Source organism: Psychroserpens sp. AS72 (assembly GCF_038900375.1).
Taxonomy (GTDB): domain Bacteria; phylum Bacteroidota; class Bacteroidia; order Flavobacteriales; family Flavobacteriaceae; genus Psychroserpens.
The window spans coordinates 95,245-112,364 of sequence record NZ_JBBMRC010000007.1 but is presented as its reverse complement, the minus strand read 5'-3'; the positions used below and the strand labels follow the sequence as shown (position 1 = coordinate 112,364).

The following is a 17,120-nucleotide window of genomic DNA, read 5'->3' as shown; positions in this document are numbered from 1 at the left end:
ACTTTATTTAAACGCTTTTCATTTATTTTAATTTCTATTTTTGAAGTATGAGGTTTAATTCTAAATATTTTAAAATGCTTACAGTTGCATTAACGCTTGTGATCGGTTTATCACCTATCACAATTAATGCTCAAGATTTAGCAATTGTAAAATATAAAGGTGGTGGTGATTGGTATAGTAATCCTACTGCGCTTCCAAATTTGATTAGCTATTGCAATGCTAATATTAAAACGAAAATGGAAAGCAAACCTCAAGTTGTAGAAGTTGGCAGTATTGATATATTTCAATTCCCAATGTTGCATATGACAGGTCATGGTAATGTGTTTTTTTCTGATGAAGATGCTGATAATCTTAGAAACTATTTAACATCTGGAGGTTTTTTACACATTGACGATAACTACGGAATGGAGCCATACATCAAAAAGGAGCTCAAAAAAGTATTTCCTAATTTAGAATTATTAGAATTACCCAAAAACCACGAAATTTTTAATACAGCATATAAATTCCCAGAAGGCTTACCAAAAATTCATGAGCATGATGGTAAACGACCACAAGCTTTAGGGATTTTTTATAAAAACAGACTCGTATTACTCTTTACTTTTGAAAGTGATCTTGGTGATGGATGGGAAGACCCAGAAGTTCATAACGATCCAGCAGACGTAAGAGAGAAAGCTCTTAAAATGGGAGCAAATATTGTTAAATATGCTTTTGAGAATTAAATAAGATGAATAGAAAAAACATACTTTTCAAAGCTTTAACTATTTTAATGGTTACCGTTTTCTTAATTACACTATTAACAGAGATTAATAGTCATACATATACAACTGGAATTTGTAATTTTAATTCTTATAAACCTAAAGGCATTACAGATTGTTTTGGTATATATAATGTTAATTCTTTATTCAATTGTGGACATACATTCCATATTAACTAAACTTTTTAAATTAAATAATTTTGCGCTTTTGCGAGAAACATAAATGCAACTAGACCACTATTCTACTATCTTTAACAAACAAACATTCCCAGTCACAGTAATTTGTGAGAATGTTACCAATGCACCAAATATTGGTAGTTTATTTAGAACTGCTGATGCCTTTGGAATTGAAGAATTGATATTTTGTGGAGAACATATACCTTTAGGTAGAAAGATGACAAAAACATCTAGAGCTACTGAAAAGATTGTAAATTTCAGACAAGAAAATGATGCTATAGAAGTCGTTTCAGAATTAAAAAAGAACAACTATTTTGTAATAGCTCTTGAAATTACATCAAAAAGTGAAGCATTGGTAGATTTTAAATTTCCGAAGCAAAAACCCATCGCATTACTAATTGGAGATGAAAACTTTGGAGTTTCAGAAGGTGTTTTAAAATTATGCGATACCGTAATTCATATTAATATGTTTGGTCAAAATAGCAGCATGAATGTTGTACAAGCCACAAGTGTGACTTTATATGAATTAACAAAACAATTAAAACAGTCTTAACGAAAGTCTTTATATATTTACTACATGAATTCTAAAATTATAGCACATGGAATATTAAGAGCAGTTGGCGTAATAGTTGCCATTGCGCTAGTTTTATATTTTTTATACGAAATACAATCTGTTATTGTTTACATCCTTATTGCAGGTGTAATTTCTCTTATTGGAAGACCAATAGTTTTGTTTTTAAGACGACGATTAAAATTCAATAACACTATAGCTGTTGTTGCAACAATGCTGTTTATAATAGGCATTTTTGCAGGTATTGTAAGTTTATTAATTCCTCTTTTAGTAGAGCAAGGTCAAAATTTATCATTATTAGATATAGATCAACTTAAAACCAATATTGAGTCTTTATATGCTGAAACGATAAGTTATTTAGAACTCAACCATATTGACGCAGAACAAGCGATTAAAGAATCTAAAATTTTGTCAAATATGGATTACAGCATCATACCAAATTTTCTCAACAGCCTTGTATCTGGACTGGGATCTTTTAGTATTGGTTTGATGTCTGTGTTGTTTATAGCTTTTTTCTTTTTGAAAGATAGCAACTTATTTCAGCAAGGTATAATGACTTTTGTGCCAAATACAAAAGAGTCAAAAACAAAACGTTCGATTTCTAAAATTTCAGATTTATTATCTCGTTATTTTGTTGGGTTATTCTTTCAAATATTTATTCTATTCGTTATTTACACCATAGGATTGTTAATTATTGGCGTTGAAAATGCAGTAGTTATAGCCTTTTTGTGTGCGCTAATAAATCTAATCCCTTATTTAGGACCATTGATTGGAGGCGTTCTAATGATGCTTTTAGTCATGACTAATAATCTAGGCGAGAGCTTTAGTGACGTTGTTTTACCTAAACTTTTATATACATTTATTGTTATTGCAATTGCGCAATTGGTTGATAATTTCTTTAGTCAGCCTTATATATTTTCTAAGAGTGTGAAATCTCATCCTTTAGAAATTTTCTTAATTATTATTATTGCTGGACTTCTCTTTGGAGTTGTTGGAATGATAGTCGCTGTACCATTTTATACTGTTATTAAAGTGATTTTAAAAGAGTTTTTATCAGATAATAAAATGGTCAAGAAGCTAACCCAAGGATTATAATTTTTTGAATACTGAAATTTTAAATAACGACATCCAAGAGTTTATTTCTAATAATCTTACAGAAGAAGTGTCAAAGATTTTATTAAAAGGCACCAATTTCAAAACGGTATCAACAAAAGAAATTATTGAACAAATTGAAGCTAAAGTCAAATGTAAAAAGAAGCTTCCTACTTGGTTTTCTTCGGAAAAGATATACTACCCAAACAAGTTAAATATAGAACAAACATCATCTGAAATTACAGCCAAGTACAAATCCCAATTATTTAAAGGGAGATCAATTATTGATATTACTGGCGGTTTTGGTGTGGATTGTTTCTATTTTTCTAAGAAATTTGAAAATGTAACCCATTGCGAGATTGATGAAAACTTATCTGCAATAGTAAATTATAATTATTCCCAACTCCATGTTGACAATGTAAAAACAATTAGTCTAGATGGAATTCATTATTTGCTCTCAAAAGAAGATACCTATGATTGGATTTACATAGACCCTTCTAGAAGACATGACAGTAAAGGAAAAGTCTTTTTCCTAAAAGATTGTTTACCTAATGTTCCTCTTCACATAGATTCATTATTTAAATACACGAATAACATTGCAATTAAAACCTCTCCTTTATTAGACTTAACTATTGGTATAAATGAATTGAAACATGTCAAAGACATTCATGTTATTGCTCTTAAAAATGAAGTAAAGGAACTTATTTGGATATTAGAAAATGGTTTTGATGGTGATATCACCATCAAAACCGTAAATATATTAGACAACAATTTAGAAAATTTCATATTTAAATTAAAGGATGAACCGCTAAGTAATGTTACCTATGGTAATCCTTTAAACTATTTATACGAGCCTAATGTTGCTATTCTAAAATCTGGTGCTTTCAATAGTGTTTCAGAGCAATTAAACGTTACAAAATTACATCAACACTCACATTTATATACAAGCAATGAGTTATTAGTTTTCCCTGGAAGATCTTTTAAAATTGAATCAATAATTGATTATAATAAAAAAAATATAAAAGCGCTTAATATTTCAAAAGCGAATATTACAATTAGAAATTTTCCTGAGACTGTTCAACAAATCCGAAAGAAACATCATATAAAAGATGGAGGAAGCACCTATATCTTTTTTACGACCAACTATCTTAACAATAAAATAATGATTGTTTGTACTAAAACTGACTTATAAGTTATCTGGAGAACCAGAAACTAAATAGTTATCAGCTCCAATTGACATATCATAACTCATGCATTGATCCATTGTATACACAACTTTATCATCTTGGATTCCTGTTGTATTTTTAGAAATATTAAAAATAATGTCATCAGGAGCAAAAGTTAAAAACCCAGAAGCATTACCTGGAGCAATATTTTCTACAGTATGTAAAACTGTACCATCAGTGGATACAATTTGTAACGTAATAGAAATAGTTCCATTATTAGTAATCCTAGCTTGAGGATCTTGATTAAGACAATCTGTTTGTGCATTAGGAGTAACTAGAAGAGATTCTTCTAATTGCTCATTTTCAATTGATTCATTTGAACAATTAAAAAGCGTAGACATAACAATTGCGCATGCAATTGCATTTTTAAGTAGGTTTTTCATCGATTTGGGGTTTAATGAAATTCAAGACAAAGATATGGCTAATATTAAATAATACAAGCTACTTTATCGATTAAATATACAAATTATTCGATGAAATACACTTTTTTATTAATTAAACCGATGAACTACATCTGTGTTTTACTGTAAACCAATATATTAATCTTTAATAATACTTTCTCTATGTACTATCCGAAAGCTGAGACAATCTCAAAAAAAAAACACCAATTAACATCACTGCTAATTGGTATTATAACTTTAAACATTAGTGAAATAATAGATTATAATTAACTAATTATAGTCTGTCACTACTATATTATCTACTCTTAACTATTCTAGTTTCTTGATTATTAACAGACTGAATGTTTTTTAAGTAAGTTGCTAATTTTAAAAGATCTAATTCTTTAGAGTCATCAATTTTTTGAGATTTGATATAAGTAAGTATTTCATCAGAATTTTTCTTATATAAATTTTTGATATCTTTTCTTTTTGTAGATAGTGCTATTAAATTATCTTTATTATCAACATAAAAATAATTGACTCTTTCCTTATAATATGAAGGTTTCGACTTATCATAACTAGTTTTAGCAACCTTAGCCTTAACATAAGTATAGGAAATTCTTTTTAAAAGCAGATCATTACCATTAGGAATACTAAAATAATCAATCATTTGTTGTCCAAATTGGTTTTTATAGACAACTGCTTTATAAGATTCATTTGTATTAGTAAATGTAATTTTAACATTTTTTATCCTATTAATATTGTAAATAATATCATCTTCTCCTTTAATTTCAATCTGATTAGATATAGGATTATATCTTGTTAGATATACTTTTGATTGTCCCAAAACATCTATTGAAGCTGTTTGAAAATCATTTATTATTTGTTTATTAGCTTCGGTCTCAGGGAAACTAATTGCTCTACTTGCAGAATATACATTGTTGTAATCGTAATTCTGACCAACTCCTACTTGATCATAACAACCAGCTGCAGCACAAGCAGAAATTGGCTGTTCAACAGGCATAACTCCTACTCCTGATTGAGCAGTTCCAACTGTTACAATTGTTACAATTGCAATTAATAAAAGTGATTTTTTCATAATTATTTGGTGTTAGTTTATTTAAAGAACCATTCTTTAAATCTAATTAATATACATCAATAATTATGCCTATTGTTAAATATTTTAACAAATATCACATGGATTATCTAATAAATAATATTAAATACTTATATATTACTAAATAAGAAAGTTCTAACACATTATAAAACAAAAAAGTCTTACCAATTAAGGTAAGACTTTTTGTGAGCCCTGAAGGATTCGAACCTTCGACCGCCTCCTTAGAAGGGAGGTGCTCTATCCAGCTGAGCTAAGAGCCCTCAATAAAAGTCGGGGTGGCAGGATTCGAACCTGCGGCCTCCACGTCCCAAACGTGGCGCGATAACCGGGCTACGCTACACCCCGAATTTGGTTATCTAATATTTCAAGAATAATATAAAACTCTCAAAATTTCGAGGTGCAAATATATATCTTTTCTTTAAAAATTGACAACTTTTATTATTAAATTTATACATAAAATTTATTTTCATGAAATTTCTAATGCAAACTTTAATTATTAGTGGCTTATTGAGTTTTGTTGCTTGTGCACAAGATAAAAATCCAATTAATAAGGAACACTCCTATGAACTAGTTGTTTCAGAATTAATTAACCCTTGGGGATTTGATTTTTTACCAGATGGTTCTATGCTTATTAATGAAAAAGAAGGTAGAATTATTCGTTTTGAAAACGGAATTAAAACAGAATTAAAAGGAGTCCCAAAAGTTTACAATCGTGGGCAAGGTGGATTATTAGATATTAAACTGCATCCTAAATTTGAGGACAATGGATGGATTTATTTAACTTACTCTTCATCTGAAGGTAAAGACAAAGGTGGTCACACTGCTTTAATGAGAGCAAAACTTGTTAATGATTCTTTAATAGAAAAGAAAGTACTCTATAAAGCAACTCCAAATACAACTAAAGGTCAGCATTTTGGGTCTAGAATTGTTTTTGATGATAACGGTTACTTGTATTTTACAATTGGTGAACGAGGAAACCGTGATGAAAACCCACAAGATATCACTCGTGATGGTGGAAAAGTATATCGGTTAAATGAAGATGGTACTATACCAACAGACAATCCATTTGTAGACAAAGAAAATGCCAAAACAGCTATTTACTCATATGGTCATAGGAATCCTCAAGGCATGGTCATACATCCAGAAACAAGAGAAATCTGGACGCATGAGCATGGCCCAAAAGGTGGAGATGAAATTAATATCATAAAGCCTGGATTAAATTATGGGTGGCCTGTAATAACTTATGGTATCAATTATATTGGGACAAAAATTACCGATGAAACAGCAAAATCAGGAATGGAACAACCTTTACATTATTGGACTCCTTCAATCGCACCTAGTGGAATGGAGTTCATTTCAAGCGATAAATATAAAGGATGGGAAAACAATTTATTAGTTGGCTCTTTAAAGTTTCAGTATTTAGATAATTGTTATATCAAAGATGGTAAAGTCATAAAAGAAGAACGTCTTTTGGATGGTTTAGGTCGTGTGAGATCCATAAATCAAGGACCTGACGGCTATATTTATGTTGGTATAGAAAATTTAGGAATCGTAAAACTTATTAAAACAGACTAATGAGAATAACTTTTGTAGCATTAATGACACTCTTATTTGTGTCTTGTAATTCTTCGGAAAAAAAGAAAGAACTTTCAATAGTTAATAGTTCCGAAGAAAAAATAAATCAGCAAAACCCAAAGTTAAAAGAAAGTATGGTCCGTGGAGAAGCTATCTATAATGACTTTTGTGTGTCATGCCACATGCCAAATGGAAAAGGTGTGCCTAAGGCATTTCCGCCTTTGGCTAGTTCAGATTTTCTAATGAACAATCGTGAAAAAAGTTTAAAAGCTATCAAATATGGACAATCTGGTGAGATTACTGTAAATGGTCAAAAATACAATAGTGTCATGTCTCCTCTAGGTTTAGAAGACCAAGAAATTGCAGATGTAATGAACTTTATAACAAACAGTTGGGGCAATACTAATGATATGTTTACAACTGCAGATGAAGTTTCGAAAATTGAACCTTGATTTTACATCATTATTATTAAATTTGTTGACTCAATATTAGTCTTTAACATATGCTTATTATAGGAATTGCTGGTGGAACTGGTTGTGGAAAAACAACCGTTGTAAATCAAATACTTAACGAATTACCTGAGGGTGAAGTTGGGATTATCTCTCAAGATTCATATTACATGGATACATCACACTTAAGTTACGATCAACGTATTAAAATTAATTTTGACCATCCAAGATCTATAGATTTTGAATTATTGGAAGAACACTTAAGAGAACTAAAAGCTGGTAATACAATAGATCAACCCGTATATTCATTTGTGAAACATAATCGTACAGGAGATACTATACATACTCACCCTAGAAAAGTTATGATAGTTGAAGGTATTTTAATACTTACACATCCAGAATTACGTAAAATGTTTGATATTAAAATTTTTGTTCACGCAGATAGTGATGAGCGTTTAATTAGACGATTAAAACGTGACATAACAGAACGTGGACGTGATATAGATGAAGTTTTAACTCGCTACCAAACAACGTTAAAACCAATGCATCAGCAATTTATTGAACCCATGAAAGAATATGCAGATATTATCATACCAAACAATAAATATAATACTGTAGCAGTAAATATCGTTAAGACTATCATTAATGAAAAACTAAGTTAGATATCAAAAAGTTTAGAAACATATTCATAATTGTATTGTTCGTTTTTGCGATCTGGATGCTGTTTATTGATTCTAATTCACTTTTAATTCATCGTGAACTCAATCAAGATATAACAGATTTAGAGGACGAGAAAGCATATTATAAAAATGAAATAGAAAAAGATAAAAAAGCAATAAAAGAACTAAGCACAGAAGATGGTATTGAAAAACTAGCTCGAGAAAAATATTACATGAAGAAAGAAAATGAAGATATTTACATCATTGAATATGAAGACAGCTTAAAATTAGAAAAGAAAGATGAGTAAAATACTATTTAATAATTTTACCAAAGTATCTTCTAAACAATGGAAACAAAAAATCCAAGTTGATTTAAAAGGTGCAGATTACAACAACACCTTAATTTGGCACACCAATGAAGGGATTGACGTCAAACCCTTTTATCATGAAGACGAACCAGACACAAAACCTAATTCGCCTTTATCAAAAGCTACCGAATTTAAAATTTGTCAATCTATTTATGTTGCACATACCGAAAAGTCTAATGCAAAAGCAATTGACGCGATTTCTAGAGGTGCAGAAACTATAGAATTTATTATTCCTTCAGAAGACATATCCACAAAAGACCTTTTAAAAAACATAGACACGTCTTCTACTCCAATTACTTTCAAATTGCTTTTCTTATCTTCGGAATATATTAAAGCTATTCCAACAGAACTTTCCGTAGAAATCCAAACCGATATTATTGGTCAGTTAGCTAAAACCGGAAATTGGTTCAACAACCTTAAAGAAGATCACAAACAGTTTGAAACTATAGTAAAACATACCAATACTATTACTGTTAATGCTAGTTTATATCAAAATGCTGGTGCAAACATGGTACAACAACTTGCATATAGCTTAGCACATATAAATGAATACTTCAATCATTTTAATTCATTTTTAGAGGATTCTACAAAAGAAAAACTTGAGGTTGTCATTAACATTTCCGTAGGTACAAACTACTTTTTTGAAATTGCAAAACTAAGAGCATTACGAATTTTGTTTCAAACGCTCTCTAGTGACTATGGATTTAATACTAATTGTAAAATTAATGTTACACCTACAAAACGTAATAAAACCATTTACGATTATAACACCAATTTATTACGCACAACAACAGAATGTATGAGTGCCATTTTAGGTGGTGCAAACACCATTACAAATTTAGCTTACGATGCTATTTACCACAAAAACAATGAGTTTGGCGAGCGTATTTCTAGAAACCAATTACTTGTTTTAAAAGAAGAAAGTTATTTTGACAAAGTTGACAATCCTGCAGATGGAGCGTACTACATAGAATCTTTAACAACTCAATTATGCGATAAAACTTTGGAGTTATTTAAGGATATTGAAGCCAATGGCGGATTTTTATCACAGCTAAAAGTTGGCACTATTCAGAAAAAAATTAAAGAGAGCGCTACAAAAGAACAAGCTCAATTTGACGCTGGAGAAATTACGTTATTGGGTACAAACAAACACCCAAATCCGCATGATAAAATGAAAGACAATTTGGAGTTATATCCATTTGTAAAAATGAATCCGGTAAAAACATTAATAGAGCCAATTATAGAAAAGCGATTAGCTGAAACTATAGAACAACAACGATTACATAAAGAAAAATCAACCGAAAAATAATACAATCATGAAATTCAAATTAGCATTAGTTGCCCTTTGTTTATGCCTTTTTAACTGTAAAGAGGATGCTAAAACAGAAAAACAAAGCCAATCTCAAATTGTAGATTTTGACTACAAATTTCCAAGTGTTCAAAAACTTGTGGACTGCGAAGGTTTAGATAATGGTTTATATCAAGAAGCGATGCAATCTTTTGAAGAAGATTTAGCAAACTTTTACACACCAGGAAAACCTATTCTCTCACGTGCCTATAGTTTATTTGTAAGTCAAGCAATTGCTGGAAAAGCAGATTATTCAAAGATGGTTTCAGCGCATTCTAAAAAAGTATTAGAAGCTCTAAAACAAGACAAAACGTTATGGACTACAAATCCTGATGGTAGTAAAGTAAATTTTAGTCATCCTATATTTAAATGTATTGGTGAGAATATCAAAGACGAGCAATTACAAAAAACATTTAGTGCTTTGGTTGAAACCAATAGTATGAGTTTAAGAATGTTTGGTGATCAACTAAAACGTAAAACTTTTGGCATGAAAGACGACAAGTATTTAGCAACATATGTCGCTTTAGAGTTGTTCTACGGAAAAATTTACGATAAAGATTTGAGTGCCAATGCAGAAAGTACAGGCGAGATGAATTCAGAGGAAGACCACAACAATCATGATGGTCATAACCATTAAATAAATGAAATTAAGCTTAATATTCTTATGTTTAGCTTCTTTACTTTTAACCTGTGAAGAAACAAAACAACCCAAAGAACGAACTGACGTTCCAGGAGAATATTTTGCTTTAGATAAAGATAATATTGATGTTTTTCTTCCAGCTTATTTTAGAGAATTTTCTGAAAATGAGTATAAGTCTGCAATTGATAAAATGCCAGATTCTGAACAAAAGAGAATAGAACAAACACGTTTTGACTATTTGAAGTTTTCAAAAGGCAATATTTATTATTTTAAAGATCTAGCCTCTTCTACTCTAATTAGTGTAAAAATGGGCGAGTATGTTAATTTTACGAAGGAAGAATCTTCATATTTATTAGCAATGATGTCCAATGATTGTAGCAGTTATGCTGAAATGCTAAATATGAATTGCGAAAAATTAAATGCTGGTTATTCTGGACTTACCAAAACAAAAGTGTTTAAGGCATCATATAAGGTTACAGACGGAAAAGCTTATAATAGTTACAATACAATGTATATCATTTCATCAAATTATAAGACATTTTCTATTAGCATTTTTTCTAATAGTAATAAAAATTACAATTCATTTATTGAAAAAATAGTCGTTAAATAATGCGTAAAAACATCCAACATATAACCATAAAATCAAATTCTGAAGATCAAAAGTCAAAACAAAAAAAGACTTTTAAAACTGCTGAAGATATTGATATCCAATCCTCCTACTCTAAAGATGACATTGCTAATGTAGAGCATATAAATTTTGTAGCAGGAATTGCACCAAACCTACGTGGACCTTATTCTACAATGTATGTTCGTAGACCTTGGACGATTAGGCAATATGCAGGTTTTTCTACTGCAGAAGACAGTAACGCTTTCTACAGAAGAAATCTTGCAGCAGGACAAAAAGGACTCTCTGTAGCATTTGACTTAGCAACACATCGTGGCTATGATAGTGATCACGAACGCGTTGTTGGTGATGTTGGTAAAGCTGGTGTTGCTATAGATTCGGTTGAGGATATGAAAATTCTCTTTGATCAGATTCCACTAGATAAAATGTCGGTTTCAATGACCATGAATGGAGCAGTATTACCAATTATGGCATTTTATATTGTTGCTGCGGAAGAGCAAGGTGTTGACACAAAAGATTTAGCAGGAACTATTCAAAACGATATTCTTAAGGAGTTTATGGTGAGAAACACATACATCTATCCTCCTACACCTTCCATGAAAATCATATCTGATATTTTTGAATACACGAGCAAGAATATGCCAAAATTCAATAGTATTAGTATTTCAGGATATCACATGCAAGAAGCTGGTGCAACTTGTGATATTGAATTGGCTTATACTTTGGCTGACGGACTAGAATACATAAAAAAAGGATTAGAAGCAGGAATGGATATTGACACCTTCGCTCCTAGATTATCTTTCTTTTGGGCTATTGGAATGAATCATTTCATGGAAATAGCAAAAATGAGAGCTGCTAGAATGTTATGGGCAAAACTAGTAAGTCAATTTAATCCTAAAAATCAAAAATCATTAGCACTACGTACACATTGCCAAACCTCAGGATGGAGTTTAACAGAACAAGATCCATTTAACAATGTAGCAAGGACAACAATTGAAGCTGCTGCAGCTGCTTTTGGAGGTACACAAAGTTTACATACCAATGCGCTAGATGAAGCAATTGCGTTGCCAACAGATTTTTCTGCACGTATCGCAAGAAACACACAAATATTTTTACAAGCCGAAACAGGCATCACCAAAACAGTTGATCCGTGGGCAGGAAGTTATTACGTAGAAAAACTCACACATGATATTACTCAAAAAGCGTGGACTCTAATTGAAGAAGTTGAAGAGCTTGGCGGAATGACTAAAGCCATAGAAGCTGGTATTCCAAAATTACGAATAGAAGAAGCTGCTGCTAGAAAGCAAGCACGAATAGATTCTAATCAAGATGTTATTGTTGGTGTTAACAAATACCGTTTAGAGGAAGAAGATCCTATTTCTACATTAGAAGTCGATAATCAAACGGTAAGACTAGGGCAAATAAAGCGCTTAGAGCATATTAAATCTACAAGAAATACAAAGGCTGTTACTGAAGCTTTATCAAAATTAACCGAAGCTGCTCGCTCAAAACAAGGAAATTTATTAGCTTTAGCTGTAAATGCAGCAAGAGAGCGTGCAACTTTAGGAGAAATTAGTGATGCTCTTGAAGACGTGTTTGGACGTTATAAAGCACAAATAAAAACATTTTCTGGCGTGTATAGTAAAGAAATAAAAGACGATAGTAGTTTCCAAAAAGCAAGAGAACTCGCAGATAAATTTGCTGAGCAAGAAGGTCGTAGACCGCGAATAATGATTGCTAAAATGGGACAAGATGGTCATGATCGTGGAGCCAAAGTTGTGGCTACTGGTTATGCAGATGTAGGCTTTGATGTTGACATTGGTCCACTCTTTCAAACACCAAAAGAAGCGGCTAAACAAGCTGTAGAAAATGATGTTCACATTCTAGGTGTATCTTCTTTAGCTGCAGGACATAAGACTCTTGTACCTCAAGTTATTGAAGAGCTAAAAAAATATGGTCGTGATGACATCATGGTCATCGTTGGAGGTGTGATTCCTAAGCAAGATTATCAATATTTATTTGATGCTGGAGCTGTTGCTGTTTTTGGTCCTGGAACTAAAATTAGTGATGCAGCTATTAAAATTTTAGAAATACTTATTGATGAATAAATCTATAAAACTCGTACTAATTTTATTTATAAGTGCAAATACTCTGTATGCACAAAACACTAAAGAATTAGAAATTAATATCGAAAACCTCTCAAAAAAATGGGAAGTAATTAATATTATAAATCCAAATGTAAGTACAGAAGAATTAGAAGAAACACTATCCATGTTGGAAGGCACCTATCTTTTACTTAACAAAGACTTTACCTATACATTTAGTTTTATTATGGATCTGGAAGGTACATGGCAACTTAAAGATAATGTGATTCAAACAAAAGACAGTAGAGGTGAAAATAAATGGATCATTCATAGCTTAGAAGAAAACAGTATCATACTCTCACGAAATCAAGCCAAGCAAAAATTAGTTTTCAAACCTAAAATATAGACTTTGCTTCATTACATCTACTCTATTTAAAACCTTCTTTTTTATTTAAAATTTCATTGAAACATAACCACTACACATTAGAAAACAACAAACTTACATTACACGTTAAACCCTCTCCCATCTTCGTTAGAGTACTGATGTTTATTTTTAGTTTCATGTTATTTATTTTACCAATTGTAGGTATGATAAGTTACATTTCCGAAGGAAAAGGAATTCATGCAGGATTTTTTGTAACAATTTTCATCTTTAGTCTTTTAAGTTTCTATCTTTTACGTGTTTCGCTTTGGAATACCTATGGAAAAGAAGAACTCGTATTCTCAAAAAACCAATGCACTTACCTTGCTAATTACAGCTGGTTTAAAGATGGCGTAAAAACAGAAACGTTTAACACGATTAACTTTGCTAAAAATCCAATAGGTTATTTAGAAGACAACAATTACACACTTGTTATTGAAGACTTTAACGCAGATAATGAAATTGTGTGCGTCACAAAAATGCCAGAAAAGGAATTAGAAAAATTGATTCGTGAATTGAAACAACTACAAAATCATTAATAGTTAAAACCTGTTAAAACTCTAAGTCCCAACGCTATGTTTTTTTAAATTAGTACAAATTATAAGAAAATTAGTACGACATACAATTTAAAACTAAATACTTAGTTGTACTTTTATATTTATTCATTTAATACTAATCACAAAAAACAAACTCATGAATCAAAAACCATCAACTATTAAAATGCTGAGTGTTATTTTGATCTTCTTTTTCTCACTTGGGAACTTTGCTCAAGATGTTAAATTGAAAACAAAAGACATATCGGCAACAGAAAACATTCCTTTTAATCCAGAAGTAAAAAAAGGTGTATTGAGTAATGGCCTTACCTATTACATCAAAAATAACGGAAAACCAGAAAACAAAGTAGAATTACGACTCGTAATAAAAGCAGGTTCTATTCTCGAAGATGAAGATCAACTTGGTCTTGCTCACTTTATGGAACATATGAACTTTAACGGAACCAAAAACTTTAAAAAGAATGAACTTGTAGATTACCTTCAAAGTATTGGAGTCAAATTTGGAGCGCATCTTAATGCGTACACAAGTTTTGATGAAACAGTTTATATTCTCCCAATCCCAAGTGAAGATCCAGAAAAATTAGAGAAAGGATTCCAAATCTTAGAAGATTGGGCTCACAATGCCTTATTAACAGATGAGGAAATTGATAACGAACGTGGTGTTGTACTAGAAGAATATCGTTTAGGCAAAGGTGCAAACGAGCGTATGATGCAAGAATATTTACCTAAAATGCTTTATGGGTCTAGATATGCAGATCGTCTTCCAATAGGTACAAAAGAAAACCTTGAAAACTTTAAATACGAAAGCTTAAGACGCTTTTATAAAGATTGGTATAGACCAGATTTAATGTCTGTAATGGCAGTTGGTGATGTTGATGTGGCAACTTTAGAAGCAAAAATTAAAGAGCACTTCGGAAATATTAAAATGCCAGAAAACCCTAAACCTCGACCAGAATATGACTTGCCAAACCACAAAGAAACCTTTGTTGCTATAGAATCTGATAAAGAAGCATCCTTCTCTCAAGTACAAGTTATGTTTAAAGATGAAGATAATGCTACTCCAGATAAAACACTTGCTCAGTACAGAAAATCTATTGTAGAAGGGTTATTTTCTCAAATGCTTAATAATCGTTTACAAGAATTAACAAATGGAGAAAAACCTCCTTTTGTATTTGGATATAGCTATCATGGTGGTACATATGTCAAAAGCAAAGAAGCTTACCAAAGTGTTGCTATGACTAAAGAGGACGGACAATTAAACGCTTTCAAAACCTTATTAGAAGAAAACCAACGCGTAAAGCAACATGGTTTTTTTGAAGGTGAATTTGAACGTGCTAAAAAAGATATTTTGGCTAGAATGGAAAAATCATTCAAGGATAAAGACAAAATGGAATCTAATAGAATTATTGGAGAATATGTTAGAAACTTTCTTTCAGAAGAACCAATGCCTGGTATTGATTGGGAATTTGATTTTTACCAAAAACAACTTCCAACAATTTCTCTAAGCGAAGTCAATGCACTTGTTGACGATTATATTAGAGATGAAAATCGTGTGGTCATCTTAACTGGTCCTGAAAAAGAGGGTTTAACTAAAGTCACTGAGGCTCAAATAACAGAAGTTCTTAACGACGTTGGAAACAAAAAACTAGAACCTTACGTAGATGAAGAAGTTGCTGCGTCTTTAATAACAACCATGCCTAAAGCTGGTACAATTACAGATTATAAAACTAATGACAAATTAGGAACAACTACCTTAACTTTAAGTAATGGTGCGAAATTAACCTATAAAGTAACCGACTTTAAAAACGATGAAATCCTCTTTGACGCCTTTAGTTATGGTGGTACGTCGTTATATTCTATTGACGATTACAAAGCAACTGTTAATGCAAATGGAGGATTAACCGAAGCTGGAATCAACGGGTTTGACAAAACACAAATGGACAAAATGATGTCTGGTAAAATAGTCTATGTGAGACCTAGTATTGGTACATACAGTGAAAATATGTCTGGTTCTGCGACACCAAAAGATTTAGAGAGTCTTTTTCAAATGGTGCATTTGTATTTTACAGCGTTAAACAAAGATGATAAGGCATTTAACTCATATCTAGAAAAGCAAAAATCCTTTTTAGGTAATATGATGTCAAATCCGCAGACGTACTTTTCTGTAAAAATGGGAGAATTTATGTATGGAGAAAACCCTAGATATACAGGATTCCCTACACCAGAAAAAATGGATGAGGCAGATTATGATTTAGCGTATAAAAAATATCAAGAACGTTTTGAAGATGCTGGAGATTTTCACTTTTATTTCGTCGGAAATATTAATGAAAAACAATTGGTTGAATATGCAAGTACATATTTAGCTAGTCTTCCAGGAAAAAATTCAAATGAAATGTATGTGGAGTCAGATTTTAGACCACTTACAGGACAGCACGAAAAAATTATAGAAAAAGGCACAGATCCAAAAAGTGCTGTACGTATCACATATCATGGACCAACAGACTATGATGCAAAAGAAGATTTTGCTATGAAAACATTGGGTGAAATCTTAACAATTAAACTCATTGAGCAATTGCGTGAAGAAGAAGGTGGTGTTTATGGAGCTGGAGCTAGAGGAAATATCAGTAAAATGCCTTATGGATGGTACCGTTTTAATATTAGTTTCCCTTGTGGACCAGAAAATGTTGACAAACTTAAAAAAGCAGCATTGGCAGAAGTTGCTAAACTAGTTAATGATGGTCCAACACAAAAGGATTTAGATAAGGTTAAAGAATCTTATATCTTAGATCACAAAGAAGATATGAAAACCAATCGTACATGGTTAAGCCATCTTAAAAATGCAGATTACCAAAAGAACGATCCAAATAAAATTTTAGATTTTGAAGAAAATGTTCAGAAATTAACGACTGAATACCTTCAACAAGTCGCTAAAAAATATTTAGATGGAGATTATATTATAGGAATTCATAATCCGGAAAAATTATAAAATTTCCGAAGAAAACATTAAAAGCAGTTCGAAAGAGCTGCTTTTTTTATGCAACACAATGTAACAAACTGTTAACAACTTCAATTTCCAAAAC

General features: G+C 31.3%; 17 protein-coding genes and 2 tRNA genes. 15 read left to right on the top strand and 4 right to left on the bottom strand.

Going from position 1 to position 17,120, the window contains the following annotated elements; all coding sequences use genetic code 11:
• The first annotated feature begins 74 nt into the window (after positions 1–74).
• The 4 genes from WNY78_RS13530 (at position 75) to WNY78_RS13515 (ending at position 3,786) form a co-directional block, all read left to right on the top strand.
• Positions 75–719, top strand: a complete 645-nt coding sequence (locus WNY78_RS13530; RefSeq protein ID WP_342873740.1) for a DUF4159 domain-containing protein — start codon at positions 75–77, stop codon at positions 717–719.
• Positions 720–977: 258 nt separating this feature from the next.
• Complete coding sequence (locus tag WNY78_RS13525) at positions 978–1,484, top strand: TrmH family RNA methyltransferase (RefSeq protein WP_342873739.1); 507 nt, start codon at positions 978–980, stop codon at positions 1,482–1,484.
• A 24-nt stretch (positions 1,485–1,508) separates the two neighbouring features.
• A complete protein-coding gene (locus tag WNY78_RS13520) occupies positions 1,509–2,597 on the top strand; it encodes an AI-2E family transporter (protein WP_342873738.1) in 1,089 nt (362 codons plus the stop codon).
• 4 nt (positions 2,598–2,601) lie between these two features.
• Positions 2,602–3,786, top strand: a complete 1,185-nt coding sequence (locus WNY78_RS13515; protein WP_342873737.1) for a class I SAM-dependent methyltransferase — start codon at positions 2,602–2,604, stop codon at positions 3,784–3,786.
• On the opposite strand, the gene WNY78_RS13510 is transcribed toward WNY78_RS13515, so the two are convergent.
• The 4 genes from WNY78_RS13510 to WNY78_RS13495 all read right to left on the bottom strand — a co-directional run bounded on the left by WNY78_RS13510 (position 3,781) and on the right by WNY78_RS13495 (position 5,662).
• Positions 3,781–4,203, bottom strand: coding sequence for a hypothetical protein (locus tag WNY78_RS13510; protein WP_342873736.1), 423 nt, complete (start codon positions 4,201–4,203; stop codon positions 3,781–3,783). The two genes, WNY78_RS13515 and WNY78_RS13510, sit on opposite strands and share 6 nt — an antisense overlap.
• A 313-nt stretch (positions 4,204–4,516) precedes the next feature.
• Positions 4,517–5,299 (bottom strand): hypothetical protein, encoded by a 783-nt coding sequence (locus tag WNY78_RS13505; protein WP_342873735.1) that lies wholly within the window; start codon positions 5,297–5,299, stop codon positions 4,517–4,519.
• A 204-nt stretch (positions 5,300–5,503) separates the two neighbouring features.
• Positions 5,504–5,577 (bottom strand) — tRNA-Arg (locus WNY78_RS13500).
• Between the two features lie 10 nt (positions 5,578–5,587).
• Positions 5,588–5,662: transfer RNA gene (locus WNY78_RS13495), tRNA-Pro, on the bottom strand.
• A 123-nt stretch (positions 5,663–5,785) separates the two neighbouring features.
• On the opposite strand from WNY78_RS13495, the gene WNY78_RS13490 reads away from it, so the two are divergent.
• From WNY78_RS13490 to WNY78_RS13440, 11 genes are all read left to right on the top strand, one after another.
• On the top strand, positions 5,786–6,892 hold the full coding sequence (locus WNY78_RS13490; protein ID WP_342873734.1) for a PQQ-dependent sugar dehydrogenase: 1,107 nt from the start codon (positions 5,786–5,788) through the stop codon (positions 6,890–6,892).
• Complete coding sequence (locus WNY78_RS13485; protein WP_342873733.1) at positions 6,892–7,344, top strand: cytochrome c; 453 nt, start codon at positions 6,892–6,894, stop codon at positions 7,342–7,344. Before WNY78_RS13490 ends, WNY78_RS13485 begins: the two co-directional genes overlap by 1 nt.
• Before the next feature lie 50 nt (positions 7,345–7,394).
• Positions 7,395–8,003: a uridine kinase gene (gene udk, locus WNY78_RS13480; RefSeq protein ID WP_342873732.1), complete on the top strand. Its 609-nt coding sequence runs from the start codon at positions 7,395–7,397 to the stop codon at positions 8,001–8,003.
• Between the two features lie 35 nt (positions 8,004–8,038).
• Positions 8,039–8,308: a septum formation initiator family protein gene (locus WNY78_RS13475; RefSeq protein WP_342873731.1), complete on the top strand. Its 270-nt coding sequence runs from the start codon at positions 8,039–8,041 to the stop codon at positions 8,306–8,308.
• Positions 8,301–9,677: a methylmalonyl-CoA mutase subunit beta gene (locus WNY78_RS13470; protein ID WP_342873730.1), complete on the top strand. Its 1,377-nt coding sequence runs from the start codon at positions 8,301–8,303 to the stop codon at positions 9,675–9,677. The genes WNY78_RS13475 and WNY78_RS13470 overlap by 8 nt, the downstream gene beginning before the upstream one ends.
• 7 nt (positions 9,678–9,684) lie before the next feature.
• Complete coding sequence (locus WNY78_RS13465; protein WP_342873729.1) at positions 9,685–10,353, top strand: hypothetical protein; 669 nt, start codon at positions 9,685–9,687, stop codon at positions 10,351–10,353.
• A gap of 4 nt (positions 10,354–10,357) precedes the next feature.
• Positions 10,358–10,966: a hypothetical protein gene (locus WNY78_RS13460; RefSeq protein ID WP_342873728.1), complete on the top strand. Its 609-nt coding sequence runs from the start codon at positions 10,358–10,360 to the stop codon at positions 10,964–10,966.
• Positions 10,963–13,089 carry a methylmalonyl-CoA mutase gene (gene scpA, locus WNY78_RS13455; protein WP_342873786.1) on the top strand — a complete coding sequence of 709 codons (2,127 nt, stop codon included), beginning with the start codon at positions 10,963–10,965 and terminating at the stop codon, positions 13,087–13,089. The genes WNY78_RS13460 and scpA overlap by 4 nt, the downstream gene beginning before the upstream one ends.
• The gene (locus WNY78_RS13450; RefSeq protein WP_342873727.1) at positions 13,082–13,471 is read left to right on the top strand and encodes a hypothetical protein; all 390 of its coding nucleotides are present in this window, start codon (positions 13,082–13,084) and stop codon (positions 13,469–13,471) included. The genes scpA and WNY78_RS13450 overlap by 8 nt, the downstream gene beginning before the upstream one ends.
• Positions 13,472–13,626: 155 nt before the next feature.
• A complete protein-coding gene (locus tag WNY78_RS13445; RefSeq protein WP_342873726.1) occupies positions 13,627–14,025 on the top strand; it encodes a hypothetical protein in 399 nt (132 codons plus the stop codon).
• Between the two features lie 154 nt (positions 14,026–14,179).
• Positions 14,180–17,026 carry an insulinase family protein gene (locus tag WNY78_RS13440; RefSeq protein ID WP_342873725.1) on the top strand — a complete coding sequence of 949 codons (2,847 nt, stop codon included), beginning with the start codon at positions 14,180–14,182 and terminating at the stop codon, positions 17,024–17,026.
• Positions 17,027–17,120 lie beyond the last annotated feature (94 nt).